The 4,552-nt window shown below is 57.4% G+C and carries 4 protein-coding genes; 3 read left to right on the top strand and 1 reads right to left on the bottom strand.

Annotation, left to right across the window (positions count from 1 at the left end):
• The 3 genes from RDV48_29790 to RDV48_29780 form a co-directional block, all read left to right on the top strand.
• Window positions 1-666 (top strand): hypothetical protein (locus tag RDV48_29790; GenBank protein ID MDQ7827026.1); only part of this gene is annotated, 666 nt, incomplete at its 5' end.
• Between the two features lie 6 nt (window positions 667-672).
• Entirely contained in the window at window positions 673-1,962 is a 1,290-nt protein-coding gene (locus RDV48_29785) for a sulfatase (GenBank protein MDQ7827025.1), read from the top strand.
• 13 nt (window positions 1,963-1,975) lie between these two features.
• Window positions 1,976-2,806, top strand: coding sequence for a hypothetical protein (locus tag RDV48_29780; GenBank protein MDQ7827024.1), 831 nt, complete (start codon window positions 1,976-1,978; stop codon window positions 2,804-2,806).
• A gap of 37 nt (window positions 2,807-2,843) precedes the next feature.
• Here the strand turns inward: RDV48_29780 and trfA are convergent, their stop codons facing one another.
• Window positions 2,844-4,205: a plasmid replication initiator TrfA gene (gene trfA, locus RDV48_29775; GenBank protein MDQ7827023.1), complete on the bottom strand. Its 1,362-nt coding sequence runs from the start codon at window positions 4,203-4,205 to the stop codon at window positions 2,844-2,846.
• Window positions 4,206-4,552: the final 347 nt, after the last annotated feature.

Below are 4,552 nucleotides of genomic sequence, written 5' to 3'. Positions count from 1 at the left end.
GGCGGCGGAATGATGGGTCCCGGCGGCCAGGGCGGCGGGATGATGGGTCCCGGTGGCCAGGGCGGCGGGATGATGGGTCCCGGTGGCCAGGGCGGCGGGATGATGGGCCCCGGTGGCCAGGGCGGCGGGATGATGGGCCCCGGTGGCCAGGGCGGCCAGGGCGGCGGGATGATGGGCCCCGGTGGCCAGGGCGGCCAGGGCGGCGGGATGATGGGCCCCGGTGGCCAGGGCGGCGGGATGATGGGTCCCGGCGGCCAGGGCGGCCAGGGCGGCGGGATGATGCGCCAGCCTCCTCTCGGCCTCATTGACCTTGTAAGAGGCGTGACGGCCCTCTCCACCCACGAGAAATACAAGCTCTCAAAGGTACAGAAGCAAAAGATCGCCGCGATCCTTGAAAAGGCCCTCGCGACTTACCAGCAGATAGACAACAACAACAAGGTCATCCAGCAGGCGTTCACCAAGAACCAGGTGGACTATATCAAGTCACAGCGCTATTCGGAGCAGGGAATCGAGATGGGCCCCATTACGCCTGACGAGATGAAGAACAACGTGGACCCTGCCGTTATGGCCGCGGTGAAGTTCCTCAGGGAGAAAAGCTCTTCCGGATCAGGCGGGGCGCCGGGCGCTCAGGGCGGCACCTCTCCCGAAACGAATCCCGGACAGTAACAATCTATGAGAAACGGCACGGCTCTCTTTTTACGGGGCACAGCCCTGGCGTTCTGCGCCATGCTCCTCTTCTTCTGGGGATGCGCGCCGCGCCAGGCGCCTGATCCCAAACCCAACGTGCTCCTTGTGACTGTAGGAGCCCTCAGGGCTGACCGCATAAGGATATATGGCGCAGGGGCGGCGGAAACGCCTGTCCTTGACAGGCTTGCCCGGCAAGGAACGCGCTTCACCCAGGCGTATACCGTGTCCGACATGGCCAACCCCTCGTGCTGGTCAATCCTCACCTCCATGTACGTCAAACGCCATTCGCCTTATCATTTTCCGGCGAAATGCCCCGCCGAGCTCCTCCCCGCCCTCTTCAAAAAAAGCGGCTACGCCACCGGGGCATGCGTCGGCACGTTCCTGCTGGACAAAGAGGTCTTTCCCCCGGCAGACTCCTTCGATTCCTATGCTTCGCCCGGCACCCTGCACCGCACCCTTATGGCCGGCGAGGTGAACCTCGCCGCGGCGTCCTTCCTCGAGACGCACCGCACGGAGCCCTGGTTTCTCTGGGTCCACTACAACGACCTCAACGAGCCCTACGACAGCCCTGAAGCCTACGGCTCCTCCAAGGCCCTTTCGTATGACCGCGAAGTCGCCTATGTGGACCACTCCCTGGGCACCCTGCTTTCCACCCTCGACGAGCTCGGCCTCAGGAGCCGCACCCTCATCGCTCTCACCGCCGACCACGGCCAGGCCGTCGAGGAGCACCTCCTCTCCAACGAGCACCAGGGGCTTTACGAGGAGATCGTTCACGTCCCCCTCATCATCAGCTATCCCGGCGTCATCCCTGCGGACCGCGTCGCTACCCAGCTCGTCCTGACCCTCGACATCATGCCCACCCTGGCCGCCCTCCTCTCTCTTAAAACGGAGATCCAGGGCGACGGCATCAGCCTCATCCCTCTCCTCCAGGGCCGCGACACCCCCCTCCACTTCGCCATTTACGCCGAAGGGTACCTCCAGCGCTGCGCCATGGTACGCCAGGGCTCATGGAAGCTCATCACCTATTACGACCTGATGCAGGGGAAAAGCCGCAGGCGGAACTCCTTTTACCGCTCACCGGGCGCCACCGAGCTTTTCAACCTGGAGCAGGACCCCAATGAGACGGAGAGCTCCGCCTCGACCAACACCCAGAAATTCACCCAGTTGAAGGATTTACTCGACGAATGGTATAAAGATTCCCCCTATATCCCTACGGGGAAGGCACCGCTGGAAAATTCCGGGCTGCTTATAAGGACAAGGCTGCTCGGTTATTGACAAGGAGAACCCTATGGCCACAAGGCGCGCATTTTTCATCACCACGGCCCTCTTCATCATGCTCTTCGCCTCTCCGCCATGCCAGGCCGCTTCGGAAGTGGTGACCCGCACGGGAAAGGACTCTGTCACCATGAGCGCCGTCGTGCCCGGCACCGGCGCCTACATCCTTACCCCCTCGAAGTTTCACTACGCCCTCAACTTCTCCTACTCCCTCAACTCCTGCCCCGAGGCGCACATCGTGCTCAACGTCTACTCCTTCGGCGCCCATGGGGCCCGTGAGCGCATCGCCTCGTCAGCGCGCCTGGCCATCAAGAAAGGCGACGGGGGGTCAAGCCTCCTGAGCACGACGATCCTTGTGAAAAAAGCCCCCTCACCGCCGCAGAAGATCCTGCTGGTCCTCTCCATGGTGACGCCCGCAGGCCGCGAGCTCGCCTTCGCAAGCAGCGTAAATTATCTCCAGGGAAATGTCTATGCCGAATACAAGGAAAACATGGTCTCCCGCGATTACATGCAGATCCTCTCCGTCAACCCCGCGCCCGGCACCCTCATCGAGACCGGCATCAAACGCCCCTTCGCCCTCAAGATAGCGTATAACATCTACACCGTAGGTCTCGGCTACGTGGTGATAAAATACTGCGCCATGCCGAGCAGCTTCTGCTGGCGTGAGTTCTTCGTGCCCATCGAGAAAGGCCGGGGCACCCTCACCGTGGACATCCCCCCGGTGAACCTCCCTGCGGCCCGCCGCGGCGACACCCTTGGCCTTGTCATTCCCTTCTTCACCGACCTCACCAGCGGGACGCCCCTCTCGACGGACCAGCTTTGGCCCTACAGCATCTCCCGCTGAGAAGCCCCCTCACCTTTGCTCCTGCGGCATCTCCCCTTTACCGCTCCACCCCCAGGCGGCTCTCCACCGCCATGTGGATATATGCCTTGAGCATATGGTCCGGCACCTCTCTCTCCCGGAACAGAGCCCCCCCTTCATCCATCAGAAGCCCCCGCGCCTCCTTCGTGAGCTCCACGAGCTCATCCTTGGAAAGCGACGAGATATACCTCTCTATCCTCCTGCGCCGCTCTGCCTTCACGCGCTCCTCTTCACCGCGCTCTTCCCTCTCCCGCTCCCTGACATCCTCTTCCTTCACTTTCTCCAGATATTTCGGCGGGAGCGCCCATTCCCCCTGAATAGACGCAATGAGCACCGCCGGGGCGTCAGCAGCCTTCCGGTAAGGAAGGGCTTCAAGCTGCTTTTCTATGAGATCCTGCGGATACTCGCGAAGAAGCTGCTCCGCCACCTTTCCCGAAATACCCGTTTCCTGGAGCCTCCTGAGAAGCTCTTCCTCAGGAGGCCCTTCTTCCCGCTCCTGCTCCCTGACCGGCTCAAGCAGCTCACCCTTCTTCCCGAAAACATACACTACCTTCTCAGTGCTGCCGTCAGAAGTCTTTTGATATTCCGCAGACTTGATAAAGCCTATCTCTATAAGCTCCCTGTGCGCGGTATTAAGTTTTTCTTTTATCTTTGAAGCATATTTGTAAGTATCTGAATCAAAACCTATATGGTGATAGGCCAGAGCATATATATTTATCTCAAACTTCTTTTTGCCGTCATACCTCTTTTTATCAAGATATCGAAAAAGCTTTTTGGTGATAGCGCTCTCAAAGCCAAAATATACCTTTGCATCAAGACTCTTTATATACCCCGCTTTAATAGACTTAAATATCACCTCATTCAAGTTTACATAACTGAAAGGAAAGGATTCCTGGCCCGCTGGCCCCGCCTTTGAGCTGTCAAGGAGCTCATAGTTGTCTATTATTCCGAAATTCGTGGTGACATAGGCTTTCCGCTCGTTGTCCCAGAAGGCGTTTTTCGCTTTCACGCTTACTCCCTTGAGCCTGTCCAGAGCGTCCTCTATCCTCCTATAGGCCCTTCCATCTATATCCCACCCCATAATCTTGCAAAGCTTGTAACGTGAAAAATGAATAGTCCTGTTCTCAAAGTTGTTATTCTTGCCCATCAGCATAATGGCAAGCAGCACGTCATTGTCAATCGCAAGAGGAAGGCCGAACTCATCAGAGCCTGTCACCGTCCATTCCCTCTTAATAGGTTTATCCTTCTCGCCTGCAATGGTATCTGCGAACTTGATGGTTCTCGTCCCCGGCTCCTGTCTCTTTGCAAGAAGAGTGATGGGGAACTCCACCAGGTTCATCTCATCTCTTCCCATCTCCAGATTCTTGTTTTCGTGGTTCATCTTCGCACCTCTTTTCTCAAAAAGCAACAACAAAAGCTCCTGTTGTTGTTCTTATAGTTAAACATAGTTCTAAGAGTTACCCGAAACTCAAAGCGTTGCATAGTAAGGGTTTCAATGCCGTCCGCTTCACTCAGAACACAATATTCCTTCACTCAGAACACAATACCGCTTCACTCAGAACACAATATTCCTTCACTCAGGACACAATACCGCTTCACTCAGAACACAATACTTTCTTCACTCAGAACACAATACCCCCTCGACCCGCGAGACGGCATTTTCTTCACTCAGGACACAATACTTTCTTCACTCAGAACACAATACCCCCTCGACCCGCGAGACGGCAT

Source organism: Candidatus Eremiobacterota bacterium (assembly GCA_031082125.1).
Lineage (GTDB): Bacteria > Vulcanimicrobiota > CADAWZ01 > CADAWZ01 > Ess09-12 > Ess09-12.
This window is presented reverse-complemented; position numbering and strand designations above follow the sequence as displayed.